Annotated in this window: 21 protein-coding genes, 3 tRNA genes and 3 rRNA genes; 14 read left to right on the forward strand and 13 right to left on the reverse strand. The window is 66.8% G+C overall.

All coding sequences use genetic code 11. From position 1 onward, the window contains the following. Positions 1 to 116 precede the first annotated feature (116 nt). The 6 genes from I7X12_RS08225 (at position 117) to I7X12_RS08250 (ending at position 2,737) form a co-directional block, all read left to right on the forward strand. Positions 117 to 254 carry a hypothetical protein gene (locus I7X12_RS08225; RefSeq protein WP_198063354.1) on the forward strand — a complete coding sequence of 46 codons (138 nt, stop codon included), beginning with the start codon at positions 117 to 119 and terminating at the stop codon, positions 252 to 254. A gap of 100 nt (positions 255 to 354) precedes the next feature. Next, a complete protein-coding gene (locus tag I7X12_RS08230; protein ID WP_198063355.1) occupies positions 355 to 1,026 on the forward strand; it encodes a DUF7119 family protein in 672 nt (223 codons plus the stop codon). Positions 1,027 to 1,067: 41 nt separating this feature from the next. Next, a tRNA-Lys gene (locus I7X12_RS08235) sits at positions 1,068 to 1,179 on the forward strand. A gap of 165 nt (positions 1,180 to 1,344) precedes the next feature. Beyond that, positions 1,345 to 1,773 carry a group I intron-associated PD-(D/E)XK endonuclease gene (locus I7X12_RS08240; protein WP_198063356.1) on the forward strand — a complete coding sequence of 143 codons (429 nt, stop codon included), beginning with the start codon at positions 1,345 to 1,347 and terminating at the stop codon, positions 1,771 to 1,773. Between the two features lie 121 nt (positions 1,774 to 1,894). Then, positions 1,895 to 2,479 (forward strand): hypothetical protein, encoded by a 585-nt coding sequence (locus I7X12_RS08245; RefSeq protein WP_198063357.1) that lies wholly within the window; start codon positions 1,895 to 1,897, stop codon positions 2,477 to 2,479. A gap of 51 nt (positions 2,480 to 2,530) precedes the next feature. Continuing rightward, positions 2,531 to 2,737, forward strand: coding sequence for a hypothetical protein (locus I7X12_RS08250; protein WP_198063358.1), 207 nt, complete (start codon positions 2,531 to 2,533; stop codon positions 2,735 to 2,737). 149 nt (positions 2,738 to 2,886) lie between these two features. Here I7X12_RS08250 and I7X12_RS08255 read toward each other — a convergent pair whose 3' ends face one another. Beyond that, the gene (locus I7X12_RS08255; RefSeq protein ID WP_198063359.1) at positions 2,887 to 3,948 is read right to left on the reverse strand and encodes a hypothetical protein; all 1,062 of its coding nucleotides are present in this window, start codon (positions 3,946 to 3,948) and stop codon (positions 2,887 to 2,889) included. Between the two features lie 164 nt (positions 3,949 to 4,112). On the opposite strand from I7X12_RS08255, the gene I7X12_RS08260 reads away from it, so the two are divergent. Then, a complete protein-coding gene (locus I7X12_RS08260) occupies positions 4,113 to 5,411 on the forward strand; it encodes a DUF7405 family protein (RefSeq protein WP_198063360.1) in 1,299 nt (432 codons plus the stop codon). A gap of 27 nt (positions 5,412 to 5,438) precedes the next feature. On the opposite strand, the gene I7X12_RS08265 is transcribed toward I7X12_RS08260, so the two are convergent. The 7 genes from I7X12_RS08265 to I7X12_RS08295 all read right to left on the reverse strand — a co-directional run bounded on the left by I7X12_RS08265 (position 5,439) and on the right by I7X12_RS08295 (position 12,592). Continuing rightward, complete coding sequence (locus tag I7X12_RS08265; protein WP_198063361.1) at positions 5,439 to 6,035, reverse strand: class I SAM-dependent methyltransferase; 597 nt, start codon at positions 6,033 to 6,035, stop codon at positions 5,439 to 5,441. Between the two features lie 77 nt (positions 6,036 to 6,112). Next, positions 6,113 to 6,188, reverse strand: a tRNA-Cys gene (locus tag I7X12_RS08270). Between the two features lie 169 nt (positions 6,189 to 6,357). After that, positions 6,358 to 6,479 (reverse strand): 5S ribosomal RNA (gene rrf, locus I7X12_RS08275). Positions 6,480 to 6,608: 129 nt separating this feature from the next. Next, positions 6,609 to 9,528 (reverse strand): 23S ribosomal RNA (locus I7X12_RS08280). A gap of 287 nt (positions 9,529 to 9,815) precedes the next feature. Continuing rightward, positions 9,816 to 9,887, reverse strand: a tRNA-Ala gene (locus tag I7X12_RS08285). A 93-nt stretch (positions 9,888 to 9,980) separates the two neighbouring features. Beyond that, positions 9,981 to 11,453: ribosomal RNA gene (locus I7X12_RS08290) — 16S ribosomal RNA — on the reverse strand. The 16S, 23S and 5S rRNA genes sit together here with 2 tRNA genes alongside, the layout of an rRNA operon. 791 nt (positions 11,454 to 12,244) lie before the next feature. Continuing rightward, positions 12,245 to 12,592, reverse strand: coding sequence for a non-histone chromosomal MC1 family protein (locus I7X12_RS08295; RefSeq protein WP_198063362.1), 348 nt, complete (start codon positions 12,590 to 12,592; stop codon positions 12,245 to 12,247). A 267-nt stretch (positions 12,593 to 12,859) separates the two neighbouring features. Here I7X12_RS08295 and I7X12_RS08300 point away from each other — a divergent pair, with 267 nt between their 5' ends. Both I7X12_RS08300 and I7X12_RS08305 read left to right on the forward strand, forming a co-directional pair. Continuing rightward, positions 12,860 to 13,057: a hypothetical protein gene (locus I7X12_RS08300; protein WP_006882158.1), complete on the forward strand. Its 198-nt coding sequence runs from the start codon at positions 12,860 to 12,862 to the stop codon at positions 13,055 to 13,057. Between the two features lie 42 nt (positions 13,058 to 13,099). Further along, complete coding sequence (locus tag I7X12_RS08305; protein WP_198063363.1) at positions 13,100 to 14,155, forward strand: quinone-dependent dihydroorotate dehydrogenase; 1,056 nt, start codon at positions 13,100 to 13,102, stop codon at positions 14,153 to 14,155. A gap of 60 nt (positions 14,156 to 14,215) precedes the next feature. Here I7X12_RS08305 and I7X12_RS08310 read toward each other — a convergent pair whose 3' ends face one another. Next, entirely contained in the window at positions 14,216 to 15,010 is a 795-nt protein-coding gene (locus I7X12_RS08310; RefSeq protein ID WP_198063364.1) for an ABC transporter permease subunit, read from the reverse strand. Continuing rightward, entirely contained in the window at positions 15,003 to 16,028 is a 1,026-nt protein-coding gene (locus I7X12_RS08315; protein ID WP_198063365.1) for an ABC transporter ATP-binding protein, read from the reverse strand. The genes I7X12_RS08310 and I7X12_RS08315 overlap by 8 nt, the downstream gene beginning before the upstream one ends. Positions 16,029 to 16,114: 86 nt before the next feature. Here I7X12_RS08315 and I7X12_RS08320 point away from each other — a divergent pair, with 86 nt between their 5' ends. Continuing rightward, the gene (locus tag I7X12_RS08320; protein ID WP_198063366.1) at positions 16,115 to 16,336 is read left to right on the forward strand and encodes a DUF7535 family protein; all 222 of its coding nucleotides are present in this window, start codon (positions 16,115 to 16,117) and stop codon (positions 16,334 to 16,336) included. A gap of 24 nt (positions 16,337 to 16,360) precedes the next feature. Here I7X12_RS08320 and I7X12_RS08325 read toward each other — a convergent pair whose 3' ends face one another. From I7X12_RS08325 to I7X12_RS08335, 3 genes are all read right to left on the reverse strand, one after another. Continuing rightward, positions 16,361 to 18,700: a xanthine dehydrogenase family protein molybdopterin-binding subunit gene (locus I7X12_RS08325; protein WP_198063367.1), complete on the reverse strand. Its 2,340-nt coding sequence runs from the start codon at positions 18,698 to 18,700 to the stop codon at positions 16,361 to 16,363. A 51-nt stretch (positions 18,701 to 18,751) separates the two neighbouring features. Then, positions 18,752 to 19,258 carry a 2'-5' RNA ligase family protein gene (locus I7X12_RS08330; protein WP_198063368.1) on the reverse strand — a complete coding sequence of 169 codons (507 nt, stop codon included), beginning with the start codon at positions 19,256 to 19,258 and terminating at the stop codon, positions 18,752 to 18,754. Between the two features lie 74 nt (positions 19,259 to 19,332). Next, positions 19,333 to 19,515 (reverse strand): DUF7554 family protein, encoded by a 183-nt coding sequence (locus I7X12_RS08335; RefSeq protein ID WP_198063369.1) that lies wholly within the window; start codon positions 19,513 to 19,515, stop codon positions 19,333 to 19,335. Positions 19,516 to 19,625: 110 nt separating this feature from the next. On the opposite strand from I7X12_RS08335, the gene I7X12_RS08340 reads away from it, so the two are divergent. From I7X12_RS08340 to argH, 4 genes are all read left to right on the forward strand, one after another. Then, complete coding sequence (locus I7X12_RS08340) at positions 19,626 to 20,738, forward strand: helix-turn-helix transcriptional regulator (protein ID WP_198063370.1); 1,113 nt, start codon at positions 19,626 to 19,628, stop codon at positions 20,736 to 20,738. Positions 20,739 to 20,892: 154 nt separating this feature from the next. Beyond that, on the forward strand, positions 20,893 to 22,068 hold the full coding sequence (locus I7X12_RS08345) for a hypothetical protein (RefSeq protein ID WP_198063371.1): 1,176 nt from the start codon (positions 20,893 to 20,895) through the stop codon (positions 22,066 to 22,068). Positions 22,069 to 22,470: 402 nt separating this feature from the next. Continuing rightward, positions 22,471 to 23,730 (forward strand): argininosuccinate synthase, encoded by a 1,260-nt coding sequence (locus I7X12_RS08350; RefSeq protein ID WP_198063372.1) that lies wholly within the window; start codon positions 22,471 to 22,473, stop codon positions 23,728 to 23,730. A gap of 1 nt (position 23,731) precedes the next feature. Beyond that, positions 23,732 to 25,267: an argininosuccinate lyase gene (argH, locus tag I7X12_RS08355; protein ID WP_198063373.1), complete on the forward strand. Its 1,536-nt coding sequence runs from the start codon at positions 23,732 to 23,734 to the stop codon at positions 25,265 to 25,267. Positions 25,268 to 25,272: the final 5 nt, after the last annotated feature.

The following is a 25,272-nucleotide window of genomic DNA, read 5'->3' on the forward strand; positions in this document are numbered from 1 at the left end:
AACACGTGCGTCCGAGATAGGTGAAGCGATTGCCGGTAGGTCGAAGCCCGGGTAGCACTTACGGGAGCGCGACTGATTAAGAGGGTCGGGGGGATAGGTGGGTGTACGACGAACCGATGACCCAGGCAACCGACACTCACGACGACGACGCGCCCGAGCCGGACACCAGCCACCTCGACGACGTGGAGGACGGCTGTGGCTGTGCCGAAGTCTGGGAGCACCTCTCCGAGGAGCGCGCCGAGGTCTCGGACTGACGCGCCGGGAGAGTCGACGGTCGCCGCTCGGCACCGACGCACCCGCCGCCGGTCCGAACAGACGAGAGCCTTTTGACAAACCGTTCCAAAGAGAGAACTGATGAGCCACGAGGGGCCAGGCGAGCCGCCGACCGACCGCGAGTCACCGGTCGGTGCACCGGTCATCCGCGGCGATCCGAGCGTCACCGGACAGCGACCGGAGGAGGCAGTCGAGTTCGACCCCGACGACCCCGAGAGCCTCGAAACCGCCGCACAGACCGTCCGACAGTTCGCCAGCGACGCGGCCGGCGAGGCCGACACCGTCTTCATGCTCCGGGGAGCTGCCGCCTGTGCCGCCCTCGTCCGCGGCGAAGGATCGTACAAGGCCGCCGCCGAGCGCGCCGGCGGCGAGGCCACCGTCGCGTTCATCCGCAAGTGGTCCCGCGTCCACGACCTGCCCCGCTCGATCCGCAAACACGTCGCGATGGGCGAGATCGCCCCGACCGCCGCGAAACACATCGCCCGCGTCGCCGGCCCCGCTCGCCTCCAGCTCGCGTGGGCCGTCCTCGACCACGACATGACCGTCCGTCAGGTCCGCTCGGTCGCCAGCGACATCAACGACGGCACCGCCGTCGAGGATGCCCTCGTCACCGAGGGGATCACTCTCGGCGAGCTCACGATGGAACTCCCACCGGGGATCTACCGGGAACTCCGCAGACGCGCCGCGCTGGAGGACGTCGAGCCCGACGAGATCGTCGCAACCGCGCTCGAAGGGCGCTTCGAGCAAGGCTGATCGTAAGTACTTAATCGCCGTCTCCCTCATTCGGAGACGAAGGGCCGGTAGCTCAGTCAGGCAGAGCGTCTGGCTTTTATCGTGACTACGCGTTCGATCCGCGTGGTCGCGGGAGAGACCAGATGGTCGGGGGTTCAACTCCCTCCCGGCCCGCTTTTGCGACGAACGGACGTGAAGAGCAACGCGGCCAGTGGGAGTCGAACCCTGGAAGGCACGCGCAGCGAACGGACGTGAGCGAGCATGTCTTCCTCCGGTTCGACTCCCCCCGGCCCGTTTCCTTCCCGTATTATTTAATTTACACTATGTTAATACACCGGTATGGGAGAGAGTCATCCGAAGGCGCAGGGGCAAAAGAGTGAGGCAGCAGTGCTGCATGAATTAGTTCAGCGGAATCTCACAGTTCTGGAGCCCTTTGGAGACAACGAGCGGTATGACTTCGTGGTGGAAATCGACGACTCGTTCCAGCGTTTCCAGGTGAATACAGGACGGTTGGAGAACGGACGAGTTCAGTTCGAGACTCGGAGTTCCGGTACTCTCACACGAAAGGTCAAAAAGGAGGGATACGAAGGAGATGCGGACTATTTCGCAGTCTATTCTCCGGATCTAGAGGAGACGTATGTTGTCTCGGTCGCCGAGGCACCTGAAACGACAATGGGGCTTCGCGTAGAGGAGACAGAAAAGTCTTCACCGAACATCAACTGGGCAGAAGACTATCACATAGATACCTGGCGTGAGGAAGTTGCTTGAGGAGATTGGGAAATCAGTAGCGGACCGCAGATAGACCCACTAAACCGACTTAAATCACGGAAATTCTCCCTCACGGACGACCCGTTATAATCGGTCACGACTCCTGGAGTTGCGTGCAACCATGAACTTCGACATCCATAGACTCCGCAGCGCCGTCGGGACCGACACGGTCGAATCGGCGAGCAGGATCGTCTTCGGGATGGCGGCGCTCGCGGTCGTCCTCGCGCTGGCGTCGCTGCTGCCCGGACTCGACCTGCTGATACCGCGGACGTCCGTGACACTGGCCGCAGTCGTCGGCGCACTGGCGACACTGGCCGCCGTCGCGCTGTTGCTGTATCTCGCCCGCGCGCTGGCAGCGCTGACTCGACTGGCACTCGACGGGCCCGCCGAACTCGTCGAACACCTCGCGTCGGTCGCCCACTGGACGGTCGTCCTCGTCGCCGTGCTGGTCGCCCACGCCGGGCTCGCACCGGCCGTAGCGCCGTTGATCGAAGGCGCCCGCTGGGCCTACGACTCGGCGTTCCTCCTCGCGGCACTGGGACCGCTCGCGGCCGTCGCCGCTCGCCTCGCCGTCGCCGTCGACCCCCTGGCCGAGTTGGTCGCCGACGGCGTCGCCGGGACCGCGAACGACTCCGAAGCGGAGCCCCGAGGAGCGGACGAGGACACCGCTGGACCGAACCCCGACGGTGACCGGTCGGCGAACTGACGAGCGTCGCGAACCAAGGGACTTACCACGGTGAGCCGCGAGGGACCGTGTATGAACGAAACGAACCGATTCTCGGACCGGCTGGAGCCGGTCGGCATCGCCGTCGGCGTCCTGCTCGTGCTGGTCGCGGCCGCGACGCTCGCCGGCACGCCCTGGACGACGAAAGGCGACGTGCTCGCCTCGGCCCTGCAAGTCGTCGGCGCCGTCGGCACCGCCGCCATCGGCGCCCTTCTCGTCTGGCTCAGCCGCGCCGACTGACTCCGACTCGTTCTCCGATCCGGTCGACGACACCGTACAGCACCACCGTTCTCCGATATCCCACAGTGCCACCGTTTTTCGACACCGCACAGCGCCGCTGCTCGCCGGTCGAAGCGGTCGAAAATCGAACGGAGAGCGACTGTCGACGCTCAGCCCCGAACGGGCAGGTACGCGATAGCGACCAGGAGGATCGCCGCGAGGAGACAGAGCTGTGCGATGCCCCACAGGCCCGTCACCCGGTCGTTGTAGGAGGCGATCTCGTTTTCCTGTGCCTGGTAGTCACCGTATCGCTCGCTCGTCTGCATGAAGTACACCGACGAGTTGTCGGGGAAGTGCGCGAAGTACTGCGTGTCCGCGACCGTGAAGTTCGCACCCTCGGAGAAGCCGACGGTGACGGTGTTCTGACCTGGTCGCGTGAGCTCGACGCTCGTGTTGGTCACGGCGTCGACGGTCGTCTCGTTGCCCTGATACTCGAGCGTCTCGCCCTCGGCGATGGTGTGGCGCTCGACCGGCGGGAAGTACTCGTCGACGGCGACGTTGGTGTCGTTGGCGCGGTAGGTGACCTTCTCGACACCGTCCTGCGTGATCGTCTCGTTGTACAGCGCCGGGTCCGCGTCGACCATCGCAGCGATGTCGCGCTGCTCGACGAACGTCGCGTCCGTCGGGTCCGTCACGTTCTCCGCCTCGATGTCGAGCACGTACGGGCCGCCCCAGACGATGGTCGCCGCCTCGCCCGTGACGCTCGTCACCGTAGCCTCGTTGCCCTCGTAGGTCACCGTGTCGCCGACTGCGTAGCTCTCGTTGACCGACGCGTCACTCGCCAGCGCGAGCGTGAACGACCCCGCGCTCTCGTTGACGCTCACTTCGTAGTCGCTGCCGTTGTACTCGGTCGTCGACCCGGCCTCGAAGACCTGCTCCATCCGAGCCGACTGGTCCGACCAGCGCACGTCGGTCACCGGAACCTCGGTGCCGTTGTCGATGGTCGTCGAGACGACCGCCGACTCGTTGACCCACGCCAGCTCGCCGCTGTCGGTGTCTGCCTCGGCGACCTCCCAGGTCCGGTCGCCGAACTCCACCGTGTCACCCGCGGAGTACGCGGTGTCGCCTTCCAGTGAGATCGTCGGCTCCTCCACCGTCTGGATGAGGCCGTACGCCCCAGCCCCGATGACGAGGAAGAACACGAAATAAATCGCCGCGGCTCGTCGTTGCATACCCGGGTGGTCGGGCGGCCCCGCGTATAATGATTACCAATTCCGCCGCTACGCCGGCGTCTGTCCGCCCCTCGAACCGACCGACCCCGCCGCTCCTCGGGGCCGCTCAAGCCGCCGACCGACCAAAACCCCCTTTTCGATCCACACGATACCGATCCACACAGATGGTCCCCGATCCCGACCTCTCTCGCCGACAGTTCCTCCGGGCCGCCGTCGCCGTCGGCGGTGCCAGCGCCCTCGCGGCCTGCCGAGAGCGGACTGACGGCAGCGCCGTCCCCGCGGGCGACCCAGAGGCCAAGCCCGCGCGCCAGCACGCCTGGCGCGACCACGTTCCCCACGACGACAGCGGCAACTCCCTGCTTCCGGCGCATCAGGTTCTCCTGTACGTCGAGTTCGGCGGTGACGGCCCCCCGAGCGCGGACGCTCGCGAGACCCTGGAGGCCGCCCTCTCGACGATCGATCGAGCCTACGAGTGGAGCGCCGACGGCCTCCTCCACACCGTCGCCTACTCCCCCGCTTACTTCGACCGCTTCGACACCGCCCTTCCCCCCTCGTCGGTCGACCTCCCCGAACCGCGCGCGCTGTCGGATTTCGAAGACCCCACGTTCGACACCCAAGACGCCGTCGTCCACCTCGCGAGTAACCGCGCGGACGTGATCCTCGAAGCCGACGAGGCACTGACCGGCGACCGAGAGTCGGCAAACGGCGAACCCGTCGACGCGCGCCTGACCGACGTCGCGACCGTCGACTCGCGCCGCACCGGGTTCGTCGGCGCCGGTCTCCCCGCCGAACACCAGGACGCCGCGGGGATCCCCGACTCGAACCCCGTCCCCGAGGAGTCACCGCTGTTCATGGGTTTCAAAGCGGGCTTCGTCGGCAACCAGGCCACCGAAGACTACGTCACCGTCGACGAGGGACCGTTCGCCGGCGGAACCACGAAAGTGATCGCGAACCTCCGCCAACGACTCGACGACTGGTACGGCGAGCAGGATTACCCCCAGCGAGTCGCCGAGCTGTTCAGCCCCGGCCACGCCGAGAACGACCTCGTCGACGGCGTCGGTTCGAACCTCGGCGACGACAGCGGGATCGACCAGTTCCTCGACGACATCGAAGCGCAAGCGCGCGCCACCGGCCGCGTGGGCCACGCCCAGAAGGCCGCCCGCGCCAACCGCGACGACGAGGGCGACGTTCGCCTCCTGCGCCGCCACTTCGAGTCGACCGACGACATCGGCTCCGACCAGTCCGTCGCCAGCCTCCACTTCCCGTCGCTCCAGCGCCACATCTCCGAGTTCGAAGCCGTGCGAGAAGCGATGAACGGCACCGATATCACGGCTGCCACGCCGGCTGTCCGCCAACGCGTCAACAACGGCATCCTCGAGTACATCTTCGTTCGACGCCGCGGGAACTTCCTCGTCCCCCCGCGACGCCACCGGGCGCTCCCGACACCCCAGCCCGGAGAGTAGAACGGAGACATCCCCGCACGCGACGAATCACGACCGCTCGGCGAAGACGAACTCGCTCGAACTCCCCAGCGGATCGTCCACCGTCTCCATCTGGAGCCCGGTGAATCCCGCGTCTCGTAGCTGTTCGAGCGTCCGTTCGCGTCCGGGCGCCGAGAAGAACATCGACCCACCCATCCAGCCGCGTCGGACCGTCTCGAATCGCCCGCCTGGCAACGTCTGCAGGAGGAGCCCACCTGGCTTCAGGACTCGCGCGAGCTCGCGATACACCTCCGGATGCCGGTCCCGTGGGACGTGAAACACCGCGTGGTACGCCGTGACCGCGTCGACCGACCCGTCCGCCAGTGGGACCGCCGTCATATCCCCCTGCACCAACTGCGCGTCCGACAGTCGCTCGGCCGCAAGTTCCAACCCGCGTCGCGAGAAATCCAGCCCGAGACTGCCCGCGGGGAGGTTCGCGAGCGTCCGAGCACCGTCACCACAGCCGATATCCAGCACCAACGGGTCGGGCGGGCACCGCTCGAGCAGGTCCTCGATTAGCGCCGCATCCGACCCGTCCGGGTCGCGCCGCGTCGCGTACGTCTCCGCGATCTCGTCCCACGCCCGGCGCCGCTCGTTGCTGTCCATGCAATGGGTTACGCCGCCACACGCATCAACCCACGTCCGGACCGGTGTTACCACTCGGGAACAGACTCACGGCAAAAAGCCAAGGGCCGGATTTGAACCGGCGATGGGCGGCTCTGCAGGCCGCTGCGTTCGGCCGGACTCTGCCACCTTGGCGCGTCAACTAGTATCCGCCTGTGTCGCTTAAGCCCATCGGATTCGCCCACTGTTCGCGAGCGAGAGACGGAGATCCGCCGTCGGCACTGGGGAATTAAATACGGAGACCCCCGACCAGCGGTTGCTGGTCGAGGGTAGTGAATCCGGCCGAATGTGGCCGGGAGATGAGTGGAGGCGGCGAACCAGGTTTCCCAGAGACTCTCGTACTCCAGTACTCGCCGGAACGCAGGCGGGCTTAACGTCCGTGTTCGGGATGGGTACGGGTGTCGCCCCGCCGCTATGGCCGCCCTAACGCCGATCCGCGGAATCGAACCGCGTCCGAACGCTTCGTTCGGATACCAGTATCGGTGGTCGATAGGAACCGTATGTACGTGCGATCCAGATTGCGCCTGGACTCGTTCAACGAGTCGCAGTGCGTATGATTGGTGGCTTCGGTCGATTAGTACTCGCGGGCTGAACACCTCGTTGCCTCGGTGCGCACACCCCGAGTCTATCGAACTCGTCTTCTACGAGTGACCTCTGCGGTATCTCTTTTCCAGGTGGGTTTCCGGCTTAGATGCGTTCAGCCGTTACCCCGCGTGGCGTGGCTGCCCGGCAGCGCCCTCTCGGACGACCGGTACACCAGTGGCCACCATCCGTAGTTCCTCTCGTACTATACGGACGTTCCCGTCAGATACCAATGACACCCCCAATAGATAGCAGCCGACCTGTCTCGCGACGGTCTAAACCCAGCTCACGACCTCCTTTAATAGGCGAACAACCTCACCCTTGCCCGCTTCTGCACGGGCAGGATGGAGGGAACCGACATCGAGGTAGCAAGCCACTCGGTCGATATGTACTCTTGCGAGTGACGACTCTGTTATCCCTAAGGTAGCTTTTCTGTCAGCAATGGCCCGCATCGAGCGGGCGAATTGGTTCGCTAAACCACGCTTTCACGTCAGCGTTCCTCGTTGGGAAGAACACTGTCAGTCCATCTTTTGCTTTTGCACTCTTCGCCGCGTTTCCGACACGGCTGAGATGGACTTGGGGCGCGCTCGATATCTTTTCAAGCGCGTACCGCCCCAGTCAAACTGCCCGGCTACCGGTGTCCTCCGCCAGGAGTGAGGGTCGCAGTCACTACCGGGTAGTGTTTCATGGGTGCCTGGGTGGCCCGCTAGCGCGGGTACCTCTGTAACGGCTCCTACCTACACTGCACAGTAGCGACCACGTCCCAGCGACAGCCTGCAGTAAAGCTCTATAGGGTCTTCGCTTCCCCTTGGGGGTCTCCAGACTCCGCACTGGAACGTACAGTTCACCGGGCCCAACGTTGGGACAGCGAGGCTCTCGTTAATCCATTCATGCGAGTCGCTACTGAAGCGACAAGGTACTACGCTACCTTAAGAGGGTCATAGTTACCCCCGCCGTTAACGGGTCCTTCGTCCTGTTGTACCAGGTGTTCAGATACCCGCACTGGGCAGGATTCAGTGACCGTACGAGTCCTTGCGGATTTGCGGTCACCTATGTTGTTACTAGACAGTCGGAGCCTCCAAGTCACTGCGACCTGCCTCTTCCCGAGGCAGGCATCCCTTCTTCCGAAGGTACGGGACTAGATTGCCGAATTCCCTAACGTCGGTTGTTCCCGACAGGCCTAGGCTTTCTCCGCCATGGGCACCTGTGTCGGTGCTCGGTACGGACACGTCCTCGTCTTTTCACGGGCCCCAGGTTGAACCGAATTGCTCTATCCCGCCGTTCGTCCGCTTCGTGCCATTACGGCTTCCACGGAGTTGGACGGTTCGACCGGGCGATGGCCCGGCTCGGTCTACCCCAAGGCGTCGACTTTGAGTGGACGGTGGCACAGGAATATTAACCTGTTTCCCATTTCGACCTACGCGAGTTACGATGGGTCTTAGGACCGGCTAACCCTCAGCTGACGAACAGTGCTGAGGAACCCTTGCCCTTTTGGCCGTCAGGATTTCAACCCGACTTTCGCTGCTACTATGACCAGGATTTTCGTTTCTAGTCGGTCCACGCGAGCTCTCGCCCGTGCTTCCATCCGACCAGAACGCCGACCTACACAATCGCCGTGTTACGGGCGTGGTCAGGTATCGGTGGTGGACTTGAGCCCCGATCATTTTGGGCGCCTCAAACCTCGGCCGGTAAGCTGTTACGCTTTTCTTGGAGGGTAGCTGCTTCTAAGCTCACCTCCCGGCTGTCTAGGGCTTGAGACCACCTTCGATCGCACTTAGTCCACACTTGGGGACCTTAACCCGACTCTGGGTTGTCTCCCTCACGGTACACAGGCTTACCCCGCGCACCGAACTCCCTGCGTCGACGGCGTTCGTAGGTTCGGAGTTTGACAGCACGGCCGACCTCTCTCGAGGGCGGTCCGCGCAATCAGTCTCTCTACCCCACGAACTACCTCGACAGGGGTAATGCTTCGACATTTGTCGGTCGGAACCAGCTGTTGCCGAACTCGATGGGCCTTTCACCCCTACACGTAGGTCACGTGAGGGTGTTGTAAAACACCAACACTAGCAGACCTCCACGTGCCTTTCGGCACGCTTCGTCTTGCCCACGCGTAGATCGTCCGGTTTCGGGTCGTGCCCGTTTGACTCCCCGCGCTTGAACACGGCGGCCCTCACGCAAAGCGCTGCGGCCATGTCGGTTTCCCTGTGCCTTCCCGGATGAACCGGTTAGACTCGCCAAACAAGCACACTCCCTGGTTCGTTTTTCAAAACGTACGACGGAACATCGGCTCCCCTCCGGTCCTACTGTGCCCTCGCGGGCAGGTCGTTTTCGGAGGGGCCTTTCATGCCCCGTCGCTCCATCGCCACCTGATTTCAAGCCCTGTTTCGCCTCCCTTCTGAGGGTACTTTTCAGCGTTCGCTCGCGCTACTTGTTCGCTATCGGTCTCGAGGAGTATTTAGCCTTGGCAGTAGATGCCTGCCGTATTCACGAGGGATTTCCAACCCCCGCTACTCCGGAACCGGCTCACGTCATACTAGCTTCTGTTACGGGGTTTTCACCCTGTGTCACGCTCCGTTCCAGGAGACTTCACAGAAGTGTTCCGACGATGATCGCCGGCCCAATACACCACATCGGCCGAAGCCTTCAGTTTGGGCTGTATCGCGTTCACTCGCGGTTACTGACGATATCTCACTTGATTTCTTTTCCGACCGGTACTAAGATGTTTCAATTCCCGGCGTTCCCCATTGCGCGAAGCAATTGCGGTGGGGATTCCCATTCGGATATCCTGCGTTCTTCGCTTCCATGCAGCTCCCGCAGGCTTATCGCAGCTTGGCACGTCCTTCGTCGGCTCTCGAGCCGAGCTATTCACCAGGTGGCATAGCAGCCACGTTAGTGGAGAAGGTCCGGTGAGGGACCTTCGATGTGGAGGTCCGGTGAGGGACCTCCGAGTGTGTGGAGATCCAGTGATGGATCTCCTACGTCGTTGGACTCGATGAACGAGTCCAGTGGACGCCTGGATCGCACGTACACACAGTCTCATTTGCACACCCACGGGTGAGGTGGCGCGTGCATCGACCCTTCCCATCCGCGTTCGCACGGGATGGTGCACCGGTCTTCCGTACTACGATTCGAGTGGAGTATCCCACTTAAGGGACACGGTTCGAATCGCCGTACGTGACATGGACCCACTGGGATTTGAACCCAGGGCCTCCGCCTTGCAAAGGCGGCGCTCTGCCGCTGAGCTATGGGCCCGTCGTTAGCCCTGGCAGTTCATAGGTGCCCGGTCTGTGGGCGGTCGCGGGACGCTAGAAGGTGGGCTGGGGCGTCGCCCCAGTCCCGGTCAGTAGGAGGTGATCCAGCCGCAGATTCCCCTACGGCTACCTTGTTACGACTTAATCCCCCTTGCGGAGCCCAGATTCGACCATCGCATGATGGCCTCATCCGGACCCCACTCGGGTGATTTGACGGGCGGTGTGTGCAAGGAGCAGGGACGTATTCACCGCGCGCTTCTGACACGCGATTACTACCGAATCCAGCTTCATGAGGGCGAGTTTCAGCCCTCAATCCGAACTACGACCGGGTTTAGGGGATTAGCGTATCCTCTCGGATTAGCTTCCCACTGTCCCGGCCATTGTAGCCCGCGTGTTGCCCAGCACATTCGGGGCATGCTGACCTACCGTTGCCCGTTCCTTCCTCCACGTTAGCCGTGGCGGTCTCCCTAATGTACCCAGCCACCACGAGGGTGCTGCTGGCAATTAAGGATGCGGGTCTCGCTCGTTGCCTGACTTAACAGGATGCCTCACGGTACGAGCTGACGGCGGCCATGCACCTCCTCTCAACGGCGTCGGGTAAGGTCATCAACCTGACCATCATTACCGTTGTCGGTGCTGGTGAGATGTCCGGCGTTGAGTCCAATTAAACCGCAGGCTCCTCCGGTTGTAGTGCTCCCCCGCCAATTCCTTTAAGTTTCATCCTTGCAGACGTACTTCCCAGGCGGCTCGCTTCTCGGCTTCCCTACGGCACAGCGCAGGCTCGTAGCCTGCGGCACACCTAGCGAGCATCGTTTACAGCTTGGACTACCCGGGTATCTAATCCGGTTCGAGACCCAAGCTTTCGTCCCTCACCGTCGGGTCCATCTTCTCGAGGCGCTTTCGCCACCGGCGGTCCGTCCAGGATTACGGGATTTCACTCCTACCCCGGACGTACCCCTCGAGTCCTCTGGCCCCAAGCCGAACAGTTTCCGCTGGACGCCCACGCGTTGAGCGCGTGGATTTCCCAACGGACTTGCACGGCCGGCTACGGACGCTTTAGGCCCAATAAAATCGGCCATCACTCGTGCTGCCGGTATTACCGCGGCGGCTGGCACCGGTCTTGCCCAGCACTTGTTCCTGTACCACCTTACGGTGCAGAAAAGCGAGGACTGTATGCCCTCGCACTCGGAGTCCCCCTATCGCACTGTCGTGCAGTGTAAAGGTTTCGCGCCTGCTGCGCCCCGTAGGGCCCGGAATCTTGTCTCAGATTCCGTCTCCGGGCTCTTGCTCTCACAACCCGTACCGATTATCGGCACGGTGGGCCGTTACCCCACCGTCTACCTAATCGGCCGCAGCCACATCCTATGGCGCCGGAACGTTTCCAGCTCGCGCCACTCCAGGCTGCGAGCTGTATCGGATATTAGCCTCAGTTTCCCGAGGTTATCTCCGTCCATAGGGTAGTTTGGCCACGTGTTACTGAGCTATCTGCCGCGGGCCTGAACCCGCGCGACTAGCATGGCTAAATCGGACTCCGATAGCAATGGCCTCCGGCAGGATCAACCGGAATGTCCCCTGCGAAGCAGGGGGGTTAGGCGGGAACACACTCGATGTGAGTGTGATCTCGATCGCTATCGTTGTCTAGCATCCGGCGACACGCAGTCACAGACCGAGTGTCACCGAACTACCAGGGCTAACATCAGATCCCATCTGTACGGCGGACCGCAGGGGTGGAATCCTCATCTCCTTCGGACCTAGGTGTAGGCCGAGGAGGGTACATAACCCCTTCGACATCACCGTGGTCCGGACGGCCGGGTTTCGTCGGCCCCGACCGGGCCGCGCTTGCAATCCATCCGAGTGCCCTGTTACACTTAAGGGCGTCGGATCGAATCCCGTCGAAACCGCACGACGGGACCGGGATGGACGTCCGACGATCGACCGGACGACCCAGTCGACCGACGAGCGCATCCCGCGGCCCGGCGGGGGCGTGTGCCCCGCGCCGCTTCGTATCTATTCCGATGGGGGTGATTCACTTAAGGCCGTCGAATCGGTCCCCGCCACGTCATGCGATTTCATGGGAAGTGACCACACGAGCGGACGGGGAGAAACGACCGGCTCGTGTCGGCTGGCGGTAGCGGGACGCCCGGCTGGTCGGTTCGGATGTCGCGTGGCAGGAGGGCGGCCAGTCATCCCGCGCGTCGCGCGCTCGGTGTGGCCGAGTGGGAGCCACGCGTCTGTGAGACGGAGTGGCTCCCCTATGTAGTTCACGAACACCGGGCGCCGACGCGAGGGTGGCGGTCCCGCAGCTTGGACGGGATCGGGCGCCGGGAGGCTAGTCGGCGAAAACTGTTCGCGACCGGTTCAAATATCGTCGAGGTGTTCGACGCCCTGTTTGGACACGTTGGCCTTCGTGATCTCCTCGACCTGGTTCATCCACACGTCCGAGGGGTCTTCGGCGTCCCACTCGTTCATGTCGACGTCCGGTGGCGACTCCTTCCAGGACCACCCTTCGTAGATGTGGACCTTGTGCGTGCCTTTCTCCCGCAGCCGGATCGACTCCCGCTCGGCCGCGTCCTCGCTGCTCGCGGGTTCGAGCCGCCGCGCCGCTTTCAGTGCCGCCTGCCGAGGAGTGCTCCCCGAGAAGACGCTGTCTTCCTCGCCGTTCTCCGTCCTGAGCGCGAAGTTGCGCTTGTCGCTGTCGGGTGCCATGGATTCGACCGCTCCATGCCAACCCAGCACATGATTCATTATAAATATACCCCCCGATCGGGGCGCGTGCTGGCGATTCGTTTATAAAACCGACCGCTTGGTCGTCCGACGACGGGCGATTTCCGCCAGATTTCCGTCGGTGAGAGGGGGAATAAAACTCACGCGCACGGTCGGGGACGGCTTCGGGGAGCGATCACGGCCGACCACGCGGGCGCGCACGGTAGACTTAAGTGTATCCTGCGGCGAAGGGCCGAATAGGATAGCGCGATGGTGCGAAAGAAGAAGCTCAGCCCGAGTGGCGCCAAAGACGAGGACGGCGAGTACCACAACGTCCACATCAACATCCACGAGGACGAGCTGGCCGTCGCCGGCATGGAGATCGGCGACGAGGTGTTCGTCCGGGTCCGCGACAACAAGATCATCATTCAGAAGGCCGACCCGGACGACGTGGAACACGAGTTCTAGCGCCCGGGCCGGCCCCGCCCCGACAGGGGGCGAACTCACCCTATGAACGCGTACGATATCGCCAAACCACTGTTGTTCTCACTGCCCGCAGAGACCGCACACGGCCTCGGCCACGGCGTCGTCGGCCTCGCTGGCCACGCGCCAGTCGACCGTGCGCTCGCCCGGCACTACGCCGTCGACGACCCGCGCCTGCGCGTCGACGCGCTCGAGACGTCGTTCCCCAATCCCGTCGGGGTGGCTGCGGGCTTCGACAAGAACGCCGAAGCCGTCCGCGGGCTGGCCGCGCTGGGCTTCGGCTTCGTCGAGGTCGGCGGCGTCACCGCCGTCCCCCAGTCGGGCAACCAGCGCCCCCGGATGTTTCGCCTCCGGGCCGACGACGCCGTCATCAACCGGATGGGGCTCAACAACGACGGCGCCGACGCCGTCGGCGAGCGCCTCGCTGCCCTCGAGGCACCGGTCCCCGTGGGCGTCAACATCGCCAAGTCCGAACACGTCGACACCGCGGGCGCGCCCGCGGACTACCTCGCCACCTACGAGGAGGTGGCGGCCGGGGGCGACTTCTTCGTCGTCAACGTCTCCTGCCCGAACTCCCAGGGCTTCGAGGAGCTGCAGAACCGCGAGGCGATGGAAGCCATCCTCACAGAGCTGCAGGACGCCGGCGCCGCGCCGCTGCTCATCAAGCTCTCGCCGGACCTGCCCGAACCCGCCGTCGCGGACACGCTCGACCTCGTGACTGAGCTCGGGCTCGACGGTGTCGTCGCGACCAACACCTCGACGGACCGCCCGGACTCCCTGGAGAGTCCCAACCGCGTCGAGACCGGGGGTCTCTCGGGCGCGCCCATCGAGGCGCGCGCGACGGAGATGACCCGCTTCGTCGCCGAGCGCGTGGACGTACCGGTCGTCGGCGTCGGCGGCGTCGCCACCGCCGAGGACGCCTACCGGAAGATCCGCGCGGGCGCCTCGCTCGTCCAGCTGTACACCGCGTTCCTCTACCGCGGGCCGGCCATCGCTCGCGAGATCAACCTCGGCTTGCTCGAGTTGCTGGAGCGAGACGGGTTCGACTCCGTCGAGGCGGCCGTCGGCGCCGACCTGGACTGACGGCTCGGCGCACGCGCGGGTGGCCGACCGCTTCCGGACGCGGGCCTCGACCCGCCCCGCTCACTGGATGTCTTTCCGCCGAAATATCACGACCGCCAGCGCGACGAGCGACAGCGTCGCGACGGCGAGGACGGCAGCGTCGCCGAGGGCGTACTCGCTCTCCCGGAGGACGGCGTTGGGGTCGACGTACCGCGTGGGAGAGACGACGCCCACCGCTTCGAAGTCGGTCTCGGTGACGAGCGACTCGGCGAAAAAGAGGCCGACCAGCGCGCCGGCGGCGACGCGCTGTGCGATCCCTGCGCGGTCGAAGACGACCGAGGCCACGAGGCCGATCCCCGCGCAGGCCGTGAGATACGGGACCGAGAGGAGGTGGACGGCGGCCACGTCGACGGTAGAGACGGGATAGCCGACGAGCTCGGTGGCGACGACCACGACGACGGGGACGACCGTCGAGAGCGCGACCAGCGGGACGGCCAGCGAGGCGAACGCTTCGAGAACGACGCGCGCGCGCGAGACCGGCAGCGAGAGGAGCATGTCCATGCGCTCGCGTTCCACGTCGGCGGCGATCAGCGACGCGCCGGCGTAGGCGAAGTAGATGCCGACGACCAGGAGCCAACCGAACGTGTACAGCTCCGAGGCGAGATACCCCTCCATGGTCGCCAGCGACTGGACGCCGAAGGCCTTCGAGAGCGCCTCGGGGTAGGCTTCGAGCAGCTGGTCGATGTCGGCGCCGAGACTCTCGGCGAACGTGGGGTAGATGAAGATATACAGGAGGGCGAAGCCACCGAGCGCGGCGGTCGCGGCGGCGGCCCCACGCACCCGGTGGCGCCCCTCGTATCGGGCGAGCTCAAGCATCGTTACCTCCGTAGAACCGCATGAACACCTCTTCGAGCGGCGCCTCTTCGACGTCGAGGTCGAGGACTCGCCGTCCACCCAGCACTGCGATCAACTCGTTGACGTCGCCGGTGAAGGTGAACGTACACTCGGTGACCGGGCCTGCGACCCGGGGCGGGTCGGTGTCGGCGGTGTCGGAGGGAGCGGCCGCTGACGGGCCAGCGGTGCTGTCGTCGGGGTTGCCGTCGTCGGGGTCGTCGGCCTCGGTGCGGTCGTCGGCTCGCCCGCCGTCGGTCGTGCTACAGGACACGTCGTGGACGCCGTCGATGTCGAACGCGCTCGCGCTCACATCGCCCGCGACGCGCACGCGCACGAACTTCCCCGTGCGCTGGAGCAGGTCCTCGATCCGCTCGGTCGTGACGAGTCGGCCCTGGCGGATGATGCCCACGCGGTCGCAGACCCGGCGGACCTCGCTGAGGACGTGCGAGGAGAGGAAGACGGTCAGCCCTCGTTCCTTCTCGGCCTCGACGAAGTCGTTGAACGCCCGCTGCATGAGCGGGTCGAGCCCGGCGGTGGGCTCGTCCATCACCACCAAGTCGGGGTCGTGCATGAACGCCTGGACGAGGCCGAGCTTCTGGACGTTGCCCGTGGAGTAGTCCCGTACCTTGCGGTCGATCGGCGGGTCGAACGTCTCCAGCAGATCCGCGCGGCGCTCGTCGCCCTTGATCGACGCGTGCAGGTCGAGGACCTCCCGGCCGGTCACGCCCTCGTCGAACGCGGGGTTGGCGGGGAGGTAGCCGATCCGCCGCTTGGCGGCGATCAGGTCGGTCTCGTCGGTCACGTCGTGGCCGAGAACCGTCCCGCCGCCGCTGGTCGGCGACTGAAAGCCCATCAGGGTCCGGATGGTCGTCGTCTTCCCCGCGCCGTTGGGCCCGAGGTAGCCGAACACCTCGCCTTCCTCGACGGCGAACGTCACGTCGTCGTTGGCGAGGACCTCGCCGTAGTCCTTGGTAAGTCTCTCGACTTCGAGCGCGGCCATAGCCCGAACTGCGACGGGAGCGCACAAATAATCTCGCTGGACCGTTCCGGCCGCGGGTTTATCTTTTCGCGAGACCTACAGGAACTATGAGCGAGCCCGCAGAGCTAGAGGAGCCGAGCGCTCCGCGGAAAGTGCTCCGGACGGTCACCCCCGGGTCGAAGCCACGACCCGACGTGGAGATGGACTCGATCGGCTGGGCTATCTTCCTCGGACTGGTGGTCCTGCTGGTCCCGTTGTTTCCGTTTATCGCGATCGTCTGGGGACTCTCGAAGGCGCTGGACTTTCTCGCGCGCCAGCGCGGGGAGTGACCGTCGGGCGCGTCCGAGAGCGAGCTACTCCCCGGCGTCGCGAACCGCCGACCGGACGGAGTCCCCGGTGAGCGGCATGTCGACGTGGTCGATCCCGAGGGGAGCGAGCGCGTCACAGACGGCGTTGACGACGGCTGGTGGCGCCGCGATGGTGCCGGCCTCGCCGATGCCCTTGACCCCGAGGTCGTTGGTGGGGCTGGGCGTGACGGTCGCCTCGGTCTCGATGTCGGGGACGTGGAAGGATCGGGGAACGGCGTAGTCGAGCATCGAATCCGTTTCGAGGGTGCCGTCGTCGGCGTACACGGCTTGCTCGTAGCGGGCCTGGCCGATGCCCTGGGCGACGCCGCCGCGGACCTGTCCCTCGACGATGGTGGGGTTGATCCGCTCGCCGCAGTCGTCGAGCGCGACGTAGCGCTCGATGTCGACGGCGCCGGTCTCGGGGTCGACGGCGACGGCGACGACGTGCGTGCCGAAGGTGTAGGCGGTCTCGTCCTGCTCGAAGAACGTCGTCGCTTCCAGACCTGGGTCCATCCCGTCGGGGACGCCCCAGCCGTAGGCCGCCTCGGCCACGTCGGCGAACGTGCGAGTCTCGTCGGTGTGGGCGGGCGCCGAGAAGACGCCGTCGCGGTACGCCAGGTCGTCGACGGGCGCGTCGAGCAGGTTCGCGGCCAGCGCACGCGCTTTCTCGCGGACGGCGCGTGCGCTCTCGGCGACGGCGTTACCCCCGGTGATGGTCGAGCGGCTGCCGAAGGTGCCCGTGCCCTGTGGGATGGCGTCTGAATCGCCCTCCCGCACGCCGATTGCGTCGGCGTCGACACCCAGTTCGTCGGCGACGATCTGGGCGTAAGTGGTGGCGTGGCCCTGGCCGTGGGAGTGAGTCCCCGCCGAGACCGTGACGGTCCCGTCCGAGTGTGCGCGCACGACGCCGCTCTCCATGCCTCCACCGGTGGACTCGACGTAGCACGCGAGGCCGACCCCGAGGTAGCGGCCCTCGTCGTCGCGGTCCGGCCGACTCCGGAGGTCGTCCCAGCCGGCAGCGTCGAGCGCCTCGTCGAGCCCGAGCTCGTAGTCGCCGCTGTCGTAGGTCGCGCCGACGGCCGTCTCCGTCGGGAACTCGGTGATCTGGTTCCCCCGTCGGAGTTCGGCTGGGTCGAGGTCCAGTTCCCGGGCGGCGGCGCCGACGAGGCGCTCGGCGACGTAGTTCGCCTCCGGTCGGCCCGCGCCGCGGTAGGAGTGGATCGGCGCCGTGTTCGTGAAGACGGCGCGGGTCTCGCAGTGGATGGCTGGGATGTCGTACTGGCCGGACAGCAGCGAGCCGTACCAGCCGGGCATGCCGAGGCTGCTGCCGAGGCCGTAAGCGCCGACGTTGGCGTCGGTTTCGACGCGAAGCGCTCGGAGGGTCCCGTCGTCGTCGACTCCCAGTTCGGCGGCCGTGCGGTGGTCGCGGCCGTGGGCGCCTGCGAGGTAGTTTCCGCTCCGCGTCGCGGTCCACTTGACGGGGACACCGAGATCCATCGCGGCGAACGCCGCGGCGGCCTCACCGGGGTGGTGGTGGCCTTTGTGGCCGAAGCCGCCGCCGACCGAGGGCGCGACGACGCGGATGTCGCTCTCGGGCAGGTCGAGGGTGGTCGAGAGCTTCCCGCGGTGGCCGTGGGGCGACTGGCTCGTCAGATCGACGGTCAACCGCTCGTCACCGGCGTCCCAGCGGGCGACCGCGGCCCGTGGTTCGAGCGCGGTCGGGATCAGGCGGTTGTTCGTCAGGTCGAGTTCGACGACGTGGTCTGCGTCGGCGATGGCGTCGTCGGTCGTCTCTCGGTCACCGAGTTCGGAGGTGGCCGCGACGTTGTCCGGGGCGTCCTCGTACAGCGTCGGTGCGTCGGGCCGCTGGGCCTCGCGCTGGTCGACGACCGCGGGGCACGAATCGGCGGTGACGTCGACGGCGTCGGCGGCGTCGCTGGCGCGATAGCGGTCCTCGGCGACGACCGCGGCGACGGGCTGGCCCTGATACCGGACCCGGTCGCGGGCGAGCACCGGGTGGCCCGGCGGGTCGCAGTCCAGTCCGTGCGTCGAGATGGGGAGCACGCCCGGGACCTCGGAGTCCGCGACGTCGTCCCAGGTGTAGACGGCCAGCACGCCCGCCATCGACTCGGCCGCGGTGGTGTCGATGGACTCGATGTCGGCGTGAGCCACTTCGCTCCGGACGAACGTGAGAGAGGCGAGATCCGGACGGGCGATGTCGTCGGTGTAGGTGGCGTCGCCGGTCAGCAGGGCGGCGTCCTCCCGGCGGTCGACCCCCTGGCCGACCAATCGTTCGGCGTCCCCCGGTCCGTCTCTGGCCCGGTCCGCCCGCGCGTCGTCGGTCATGAACAGTACGTGCGGCGACAGCGGCTAAACTGTTGTCCCGGTGGTGGAGGCCTATCCCAGCGACACGGCGCTGACCGACTGGGAGTGCTCGGCGTCCCAGAACTGCAGCCGTTCGACGGTCCAGTCGATCGGTTCGATCGGGGTCTCACGGAGGTCGGCGGCCCGCTGAACCGAGCCGCCGCGGGCGACGGTGACGTGCGGGACGTAGTCGTCGCCTTCCACGTCGTCCACGGGGTCGAAGCGATCGCACAGGCGGTCGTGGAGCGATTCGAGGCCCGGGCTCTCGACGGCGAGGTAGACGACGGGACCCTCCCCGCGGGGCACGTCGGTGAAGGCGTCGACGCCGGCGACGCGGACCTCGAAGGGGGCTTCGCCCCGGAGGGCCTCGCGGGCACGGGCTTCGAGTTCGTGGTAGGCGGCGGCGTCGCCGCGGCCGAGGCGCTTGGCGACGAGCGTGTGCTCACCGCGAACGCGTACGTCGGCGGTGCCGAGGCGGGTGCCCAGGTCGCGGGCGAGCGCGGCGACCGTCCCGGGGACGGGAACGTTCAGGCTGTACACGCTCCTCGGGAGGGACCAACGGGCAAAAAGACCGTCGTTCGCAGCGTTCGAAGCGCGAGTCGCGGGCCCGACGGTCAGATCCGGTCGAGCAGCCAGAGGACGATGAGGACGACGATCACCAGGCCGAACAGCGACTGGAAGGGCCCGAGGACGATGTCGATGAGGAGGTCGAGCACCTCCAGCCCGAGCCAGACGACGACCAGCCCGAGCACGATCTTCAGCAGGGTCTCGACTTCGATATCAGCCCGTGTGTCCATGCCCGCCCGGTCGAAAGCGTCAGGCAAGTACCTTGGGGCACGTGTCACTCGAACTCGACTCGCGCGCAACCACGAAAGACTTTCCGCCGTTCGCGCCGACGCGACTGACGATGCAAGACGCGTCGCGGGGGGTCGCCGTGTCGGTCGTCGTCGTACTGTGCTGTCTGTCGGTGGTCGGACCCGCGGTCGGAGCCGCCGGCGGGTCGCCGGCACCGGCGGCGACCGGGCAGGGAGTCGTCGGAGCGGTCCAACCGGGGGGAGTCCAGCCGTTCCAGTCGGCAGTCGACCCCGACGTAGTCGTCCTCCGCGCGGCGGTCGACGGAAACGGGACGGCGGCCTGGACCGTCGAGTTCCGCGTGCGACTGGACGACGAGAACGCGACCGACGCCTTCGAATCGGTCCAGGACGACGTCCGGGCGAACGCCTCGGCGTTCACGAGCCAGTTCGCGACCGGCATGGCCCGGACGGTCGCCAGCGCCGAGAACACCACCGGTCGCGAGATGACGCTATCGACCGTCACCGTCACCGCGACCCGGGAACAACTGCCCCAGGAGTACGGGGTGCTCACCTACCGGTTCGCGTGGACGAACTTCGCGGCGACCGAGGGCGACCGGCTGCGGATCGGCGACTCGCTGTCGGGCTTTTTCCTCGACCGCGAGTCCTCGCTCGTGGTGTCGTGGCCCGCGGGCTACGAACCCGAGTCGGTGGCGCCCGACCCCGACGGGACCGGCAACGGGTCGGTCACCTGGCGCGGGCCCGCCGACTTCGGGCCGAACGAGCCACGCGTGGTCGTCGCGCCCGCGAGCGGCGGCCTCCCGGCGACCGCACTCGCCGGTCTGGTCGTCGTGCTCGTCGCCGCGGCCGCCACCGGCGGGTGGCTCTACCGCTCGCGGGCGGGTGACAGCGGGACGGACGCCGACACGGAAGCGCCGGAGGGGCCGACCGCCGCCACGAGCGGGGCCGGTGACGGCGACGCAGCCGGGGGTGACGACGGCGGTCGCGACGAGCCGCCGGCGGAGCTGCTCAGCAACGAGGAGCGGGTGGTCCGTCTGCTGGAGGACAACGGCGGGCGGATCAAACAACAACAGATCGCCGGGGAGTTCGACTGGACCGACGCCAAGACCAGTCAGGTCGTCGGGAACCTCCGCGACGAGGACGCCGTCGAGACGTTCCGCATCGGTCGCGAGAACGTCGTCGCGCTGCCCGAAGAGAGCGACTTGTAGCTTTCGACGCTTCAGCGGCCCGTCGCCAGGCGTAGGCGTGGAAACCGGACGATAGCAGCGGCGCACGCTCCGGACGAAAACCGGCTTGATCGGGATTGATCCGGTTTCGGGATTGTGGATTTATATGGTGAACGGGGAACAACGTGGGAGCGAGATGGCCGAAACGTCACCCGTCGTCGCGGTGGTGCTCGTGGCGGTAGCGGCGGTCGGCGCGGTGCCGGTCGCCGCGCTGGCCGGTGCCGGCGCCCCGGCACAGGGGACCGCGACGGACGGTGTCGCAGCGAACGAGAACGCGAACGGATCGCTGGCGCCCGGCGAACGCTTCGCCGGTGTGGTCGGCGTGCAACAGGCCGACGTGCAGGGCGAGATCGAGGCGCGGACGTTCGGTCAGCGCGTGGCCGCCGCGGCGTCGAACGGTTCGGTCGCCGGCGTCGTCGCCACCGAGGTCACGGACCTGGAGGGGCGCCTCGGCGAACTCGACGGCGAGATCGACGAGCTGGAGCGGGCCCGCGAGAACGGCACCGTGAGCGAGGGCGCGTACCGCGCTCGCCTCGCGCAGTTACACGCGAGACAGCGCGCAGTCGAGCGGCGCCTCGACCAGACGGCCGCCGTGGCTCGGGGTCTCCCCGCCGACGATCTCGAAGCCAGGGGCGTCAACGTGACCGCGATCCGGACGCTCAGGTCGCAGGCCAGCGAGCTCACCGGGCCAGAGGTCGCCGAGATCGCGCGGGGCATCGCCGGCGAGGGCGCCGGCAGGGGTGTGGGCGGCCCGCCCGCGTTCGTCGCGAACCGAACCGGTCCGCCTGAAGACCGGGGGAACGGCAACGGCCCGCCCGCTGACGCCGGGCCCGGCAACGACACCGGCCCACCGGCGGATAGAGGTCCCGACGACGACACCGGACCGCCCGAGGACGCCGGATCGAACGACGAGGCAGGTTCGCCCGAGGATGCTGGGTCGAACGACGACACCGGACCGCCCGAGGACGCCGGGTCGAACGACGACACCGACTCACCGGGAGCTACCGGGTCAGACGACGGAACCGGCCCACCGGAGGGAGACAGGTCCGGTAACGCAACGAACGGCAACGCCTCCGAGGGTCGCGGGAACGGAGCGAATCCCGAGGACGACGCCGGTGACGATGCGGGCGACGGCGGGAACGGCGACGATGCGAGCGAGCGCGGCGAGAGCGAAGGGAACGAGGCGGACGAGAGCGACGACGATGCGGACAGCGGTGGCGATACGGGCGATGACGACGGCGGTGATGGGGCCGGCGCCGGCGGAGCAGCCAGTCCGAACGGTGAGAGCGACGATGCGAGCGAGCGTGGGTGAGAGACGGGTCACACGGACCTGCCGTCGGACGAGCGAGTGGCCGGTCCCCGTTCGGTGCGGTCCGGGTCCGTTTCCGTGTCGTCGTGTGACACGCTAACAGAGCGTAGCGGGCCGCTCGGCGCCGGTTCGGAAGCTTTTAGTAGCGAGTTGTCGGTAGTAGCAGGTACATGGCTCCGACCCGCGCTCACGGCACGCAGGCCGCGACGAGTCGCGGGTCCGCCGACCGACTTTTCGCGCGTCGGACGGCGGCGCCGGCAGGCGTCGACGCCCGACGACCGCGGCGACGACGACCGGGCCGTTAGGCCCGAAACTACCTCTCCCATCGTCGCCACGTCTCGTTTCCGACTCCCGCCACCGTCGGGTTCCGGGCGGACATCTCACCCGACAGTCACCACACGACACATGACATCCGACCCATCCGGCACCGTCGCGCTCGCCTTCTCCGGCGGGCTCGACACGACAGTCTGCGTCCCGCTCATCAAGGAAGAGTACGGCTACGACGACGTCATCGGCGTCACCGTCGACGTCGGCCAGCCCGCCAAAGAGTTCGACGAGGCCGAGGAGACGGCCGAGGAGCTCGGGCTCGACCACTACGTCGTCGACGCCAAAGAGGAGTTCGCCGATCTCTGTCTCCAGTCGGTCAAAGCCAACGGCACCTACCAGGGCTACCCGCTGGGCACCGCGCTCGCGCGCCCGGTCATCGCAAACGCCATCCTCGAAGTCGCCGAGGAACAGGGCTGTAGCGCTCTCGCCCACGGCTGCACGGGGAAAGGCAACGACCAGCTCCGCTTCGAGGCGGTCTGGCGCGCCTCGGACCTGGACGTGCTCGCGCCCGTGCGCGAACTCGGCCTGACTCGCGAGTGGGAGAACGAGTACGCCGCCGAAAAGGGCCTGCCTGTCGAGGGCGGCGACGGCGGCCGCTGGAGCATCGACACCAACCTCTGGAGCCGCTCGGTCGAGGGCTCCGAACTCGAAGACCCCGCACACGTTCCGGGCGAGGAGATCTACGACTGGACCCAGGCACCGGGGTCGGCGGAACCGGAGACGGTCGAGATCGAGTTCGAGCAGGGCGAGGTCGTCGCCGTCGACGGCCAGTCCCAGGACGCGGTCTCGCTCGTCGAGGACCTCAACGAGCGCGCTGGCAAGCACGGCGTCGGTCGCACGGACACGATGGAGGACCGTATGCTCGGGCTCAAAGTCAGGGAGAACTACGAGCACCCCGCGGCGACGGTGCTGCTGACGGCCCACGAGGCGCTCGAATCGCTCGTGCTGACCCAGGAGGAGCGCTCGTTCAAGACGGGGATCGACCAGCGCTGGGCCGAGAAGGGCTACGAGGGCCTGGTCGACGCGCCGCTGACGAAGGCGCTGGAAGGGTTCATCGAGCAGACCCAGACCAAAGTCACCGGGACCGTCACGGTCAAGCTCGACGGCGGGCAGGCCCGCGCGGTCGGTCGCGAGAGCGAGTACGCAGTCTACAGCGAGTCGGCGGCCTCGTTCAACGAGGAGGCCGTCACCGACGACATCGAACAGGACGACGCGACGGGCGTCGCGAAGTACCACGGCTTCCAGTCCCGGTTGGCCAACCGCGTCGCCGAGAACGTCGCGGCCAAGCAGGCCGAGGCCGCCACCGACGGCGGCGAAGAGACAGACACGGACGAGTAAGATGACCGACGGCGAGGACACCCCCGACGCGGGCGAGGCGGCCGAAGCGAGCGGCGCGGACGGCACCGTCGACACCGCCACCGGCGGGACCGCGATCCGCCGGGATCGGTTCTCGGGTGGCCCCGCACGCGGGTTCATGTCCTCGCTGGCCGCCGACGAGCGCATCTTCGGGGCGGACCTGCAGGTCGACCGCGCCCACACGGTGATGCTGGCAGAACAGGACATCGTCGGTGACGACGATGCGGCCGCGATCCTATCGGCGCTCGACGACGTGGAAGCGGCGGGCCACGGCGAGTTGCCCGACGCCGAGGACGTACACGAGGCCATCGAGACCGCGGTCATCGGACGTGTCGGCCTCGAGGGTGGGCGCATGCACACTGCGCGCTCGCGCAACGACGAGGTGGCGACCTGTATCCGGTATCGTCTGCGTTCGGACCTCTTCGAGGCGCTGGAGACCGTGGTCGGGGCACGCGAGCAGTTGCTCGACGCCGCGGCCGAGCACACCGAGACGCTGCTGCCAGGGTTCACGCACCTGCAGTACGCCCAGCCAGTGACGGTGGCTCACTGGGTCCTCTCCTACGAGGGACCACTCGCGCGTGACACGGAACGGCTGCTCGCGGCGTTCGATACGACGAACCGGTCGCCGCTGGGCGCGGCGGCGTTCGCGGGCACGCCCTTCGACGTGGATCGGGCGCGCACGGCCGAACTGCTGGGCTTCGACGGCACCGTCGCGAACTCGATGGACGCCACGTCTTCGCGGGATTTCCTCGTCGAAACGACGAGCGCCCTGACGACGCTGGCGACGACGCTCTCGGGGCTCGCGGAGGATCTGGTGGTGTACAGCGGTCGCGACTACCTGGAGATCAGCGACGACTACGCCTCCACGTCGTCGATCATGCCCCAGAAGAAGAATCCGGACACGCTGGAGATCGTCCGCGCGACCGCCGGGGAAGCGCAGGGCGCGCTCCAGCGGTTGCTGACGACGCTGAAGGGGCTGCCCCGCTCGTACAACATCGACCTTCAGGAGGCGACGCCGCCGGCGTGGACCGCCGTCGACTCGGTGCCGCCCGCGCTGGAGGTCGCCACGGGCGCGCTGACGACCGCCGAGTGGCACGAGGACGTGCTGGCGGGGGAAGCCGCCGCCGGGTTCTCGACGGCGACCGGCGTGGCGGACCGGCTGGCGATGGCGGGCGTCCCCTTCCGGACGGCCCACGAAGTCGTGGCGTCGGTGGCCGAGGACCTCGATCCCGGGCAGAACGCGCCGGCGATCGACGAGCTGGAGGCCGCCGCCGAGGAAGTCCTGGGCGAGCCGCTGACGGCGTACGTCGACCGAGAGACGCTGGAATCGACGCTCGACCCGGTCGAGAGCGTGGCGATGCGCGACTCGCCGGGTGGACCGGCGCCCGAGGCGGTCGCCGCGCAGATCGACGCGGCCCGCGAACGCCTCGCGACCGACGAGGGCGCGATCGCCGAGCGCAGCGACGTGGTCGCGACGGGGCTCGACGAGCTCGAATCGGAGGTGGCCGACCGTGTCTGAGCGCC

Origin of the sequence: Halosimplex litoreum, assembly GCF_016065055.1 — an archaeon.
GTDB lineage: Archaea > Halobacteriota > Halobacteria > Halobacteriales > Haloarculaceae > Halosimplex > Halosimplex litoreum.

Coding starts and splice junctions, on each gene's coding strand:
- I7X12_RS08345 (WP_198063371.1), top strand. CDS start 20,893: ATGGCCGAAACGTCACCCGTCGTCGCGGTGGTGCTCGTGGCGGTAGCG.
- I7X12_RS08250 (WP_198063358.1), top strand. CDS start 2,531: ATGAACGAAACGAACCGATTCTCGGACCGGCTGGAGCCGGTCGGCATC.
- I7X12_RS08310 (WP_198063364.1), bottom strand. CDS start 15,010: ATGCTTGAGCTCGCCCGATACGAGGGGCGCCACCGGGTGCGTGGGGCC.
- I7X12_RS08255 (WP_198063359.1), bottom strand. CDS start 3,948: ATGCAACGACGAGCCGCGGCGATTTATTTCGTGTTCTTCCTCGTCATC.
- argH (WP_198063373.1), top strand. CDS start 23,732: ATGACCGACGGCGAGGACACCCCCGACGCGGGCGAGGCGGCCGAAGCG.
- I7X12_RS08335 (WP_198063369.1), bottom strand. CDS start 19,515: ATGGACACACGGGCTGATATCGAAGTCGAGACCCTGCTGAAGATCGTG.
- I7X12_RS08320 (WP_198063366.1), top strand. CDS start 16,115: ATGAGCGAGCCCGCAGAGCTAGAGGAGCCGAGCGCTCCGCGGAAAGTG.
- I7X12_RS08240 (WP_198063356.1), top strand. CDS start 1,345: ATGGGAGAGAGTCATCCGAAGGCGCAGGGGCAAAAGAGTGAGGCAGCA.
- I7X12_RS08265 (WP_198063361.1), bottom strand. CDS start 6,035: ATGGACAGCAACGAGCGGCGCCGGGCGTGGGACGAGATCGCGGAGACG.
- I7X12_RS08350 (WP_198063372.1), top strand. CDS start 22,471: ATGACATCCGACCCATCCGGCACCGTCGCGCTCGCCTTCTCCGGCGGG.
- I7X12_RS08315 (WP_198063365.1), bottom strand. CDS start 16,028: ATGGCCGCGCTCGAAGTCGAGAGACTTACCAAGGACTACGGCGAGGTC.
- I7X12_RS08225 (WP_198063354.1), top strand. CDS start 117: ATGACCCAGGCAACCGACACTCACGACGACGACGCGCCCGAGCCGGAC.
- I7X12_RS08340 (WP_198063370.1), top strand. CDS start 19,626: ATGCAAGACGCGTCGCGGGGGGTCGCCGTGTCGGTCGTCGTCGTACTG.
- I7X12_RS08245 (WP_198063357.1), top strand. CDS start 1,895: ATGAACTTCGACATCCATAGACTCCGCAGCGCCGTCGGGACCGACACG.
- I7X12_RS08305 (WP_198063363.1), top strand. CDS start 13,100: ATGAACGCGTACGATATCGCCAAACCACTGTTGTTCTCACTGCCCGCA.
- I7X12_RS08230 (WP_198063355.1), top strand. CDS start 355: ATGAGCCACGAGGGGCCAGGCGAGCCGCCGACCGACCGCGAGTCACCG.
- I7X12_RS08325 (WP_198063367.1), bottom strand. CDS start 18,700: ATGACCGACGACGCGCGGGCGGACCGGGCCAGAGACGGACCGGGGGAC.
- I7X12_RS08300 (WP_006882158.1), top strand. CDS start 12,860: ATGGTGCGAAAGAAGAAGCTCAGCCCGAGTGGCGCCAAAGACGAGGAC.
- I7X12_RS08260 (WP_198063360.1), top strand. CDS start 4,113: ATGGTCCCCGATCCCGACCTCTCTCGCCGACAGTTCCTCCGGGCCGCC.
- I7X12_RS08295 (WP_198063362.1), bottom strand. CDS start 12,592: ATGGCACCCGACAGCGACAAGCGCAACTTCGCGCTCAGGACGGAGAAC.